Annotated in this window: 1 protein-coding gene; it reads left to right on the plus strand. The window is 28.6% G+C overall.

Annotation, left to right across the window (positions count from 1 at the left end):
• The first annotated feature begins 327 nt into the window (after window positions 1-327).
• A complete protein-coding gene (locus HM985_RS16975) occupies window positions 328-2,655 on the plus strand; it encodes a T9SS type A sorting domain-containing protein (RefSeq protein WP_179377396.1) in 2,328 nt (775 codons plus the stop codon).
• Window positions 2,656-2,940 lie beyond the last annotated feature (285 nt).

Below are 2,940 nucleotides of genomic sequence, written 5' to 3' on the forward strand. Positions count from 1 at the left end.
CAGTGTTCATTTTGTGTTTTCATAAGTGACTGTAATTAATTGCTTAATTTTTAGTCAACCTATTTCAGGAAAATTCATTGATCATATGTTTGCTAACGTGTTTGTGTATGCTTAGTTGCGTGGTTAAGCATTAAAGTTAGCAAATAAATCACAGATAGAAAATTCCAGCGGAATTTTCGTAAGTCGGCAGTGACCAAGCAATTAATTATACACAGTGTTAGCTTTGAGTTGTTTTAAGGTAGAGTTGAATTGTCCAGCATTTTATAATTCTGTTCTATTTATTGGAATAAATAAGAATAATGGTATATTAGTTCTATAAAAAAAATCATGAAAAAAAACTTCACTCTTTCGTTTATATTATTATCGTTTATCGCTTTTGCTCAGTGTCCAACAGGCAATGTCAGCTTTTACACGCAAACAGATATTGATGCTTTCATAGTTAATTATCCAAATTGCACCGAAATTAGTGGTGATCTCACAATAGCTGATTATAATAATCTGCTACTGAATTTAAATGGATTGAATAACATTACTTCAGTAACAGGTAATCTTAGCATAAGTAATCTTAGAGAAACCATGGATATAAGTGGTCTAAATAATCTTAACACTATTGGTGGTGGTATCTATTTTCAATACAATAATAATTCTGACTTCAGTGGATTCTCTAATATACAAAGTGTTAATGGGGATATTTATATTTCAGGTAATAGCTCGATAACTTTCGGAGGGTTCACAAATTTAAGCTCTGTAGGTGGCGGGATTTTTTTTAATCAAAATAATAGCGAATATATTGTCGGTTTTGAAAGTTTATTATCTATTGGTACCGAATTTTTAATAGATAATAATGATGCGCTGTCGGATATAAGTGGTTTTAATAATCTGTTATCCATTGGTTCAAATTTTGTGTTAGATGACAATGAAAGTTTAATTTCATTAAGTGGTTTTAACAGTTTAACAAATGTAGGTATGACCATTAGAATAATGGATAACCCTCTTATGAATTCTATTCCAGAATTAAATAGTGTTAATGCAATTGTATCTGATTTAATAATTGAAAACACTGGTTTAAGTGGAATTACAGGATTCAATCAAGTTGCGACTATTGGCGGAGATATTATTATTAAAAATAATTCTAGTTTAACAGTAATTGGGGGCTTAGGTCTTGCTAGTCAATTAACAGGTGAATTACGTATAGAAAATAATGATGCCTTGATTAGTTTAAGTGGCTTGAGTCAACTAAATTCTATAGGTTCCGAGCTTTTCATTAATGGAAATGATCTATTAGATCAAGTTACAGGTTTAAGTTCATTAACTATAGTTGGTTCTGATATATATATTGGTTCAAATGCTATTAATAATTTTGATGGTTTTGACAGCCTTCAAGAAGTTCAAGGAACTTTATTTATAACTAATAACAGTGGGATTAATGCTTTGAGTGGGTTTAATCAACTTAACAAGGTTAGTGGCCTATCTATCTCATCTAATGATTTTAGCGATTTAACAGGTTTCGAAAATCTATTAGAAATAGAAGGAGGTTTGTCAATATTGAATAACCCCATACAAACTTTATCGGGTTTTGATAATTTAACAAGTGTCACAGATGGAGTATGGATTTATAACAACGAAAACATGACTCTTTTAAATGAATTTAATAGTTTAATTTCAATAGGAGGGTCATTAACTATTCAAGACAATTTACAATTGATAGAAACTGGTGGATTTAATGCATTAGTTTCAGTTGGTAATGAATTGAATTTTTTATCGAACGTTAACTTGCTAAATGTTAGTGGTTTTCAAACATTAGAGTCTGTAGATAAAAGGATTTATTTTAATTATAACAATGAGCTATTTGAAATTAGTGGTTTTAATAGTTTAACAAGCATAAACCAATTTGATGGCAACTCTGGACTCATTTTTTGGTATAATCCAAATCTAGAAATCATAAGTGGATTTAATAATTTGGTTAATCTTGGGTCTAATTTATTTTTTGGTAGTAGCTTAGGCTTAAACAATATTACTGGTTTTAATAACTTAGAATCGGCAAAAATGATAGGTTTTAATAACACAGCCTTATTGAATTTTACAGAGTTGAGTAATTTACATACAATTGAAACTAATTTGTTTATTGGTTATAACAATAGTTTAGTTAATTTAAATGGTCTAGAAAATGTTATTTCTGACATGAATAACGTAATAATAAATGATAATCCCATATTGAATAATATAGATGGAGTGGCTAATATTGGAACTATTACTGAATATGTGAGAATTCAGTATAATTACCTTTTAAGCGATTGCAGTATTGATTCTGTATGTTTTCATTTAGGAAATAGTGGAAACGCAATAATAGAAAGTAATAATCCTGGGTGTAACAGTGTTACTGAAGTTTTAAATACTTGTATTTTGTCTGTTGAAGATGAAGAGTTTGATTCTTTTACTATTTATCCAAATCCTACAGAAGGAATTATTAATATTAAGAGTCACTATTCACAAAGTTACACTATTAAAGTACATGACATCTTGGGAAGAGTTGTAATAGAAGAAGCAACAGAAAATAAAGCAAAACTTGATTTATCAAATTTAATCAACGGAGTATATTTAGTTTCTATACAGTATGGATTGAAAAGTTATTCGGTAAGAATTATTAAACAATAATTTAGTGCGTGCTTAATAATTTAAATATTCTACAACTAGCCGTAACATTGTCTTTGTATTATTTAGCGATTGATTGACTCATTCAACAAGATTGAATTCAGAGTTTTTATTTTAAATTTCGATTGAGTTAATTTTAGAGAATAGAGTGATAAAAGTCGAAAAACATTTAATGCTAAATTAATTTTGAAAAGTTTGGATTTCAGTTTTCTGTATTATACTGATATAGGTTGACTCTTTTTGGTTAATATTTAGACGTTCAAAAGATTTTTTTTTCAGCGGTTTAGA

The organism is Winogradskyella wichelsiae (assembly GCF_013403925.1).
GTDB classification, from domain to species: Bacteria; Bacteroidota; Bacteroidia; order Flavobacteriales; family Flavobacteriaceae; genus Winogradskyella; species Winogradskyella wichelsiae.

What these genes read in the sequence shown, in the direction of transcription:
- HM985_RS16975 (WP_179377396.1), top strand. Translation starts at nt 328, where the DNA reads ATGAAAAAAAACTTCACTCTTTCGTTTATATTATTATCGTTTATCGCT.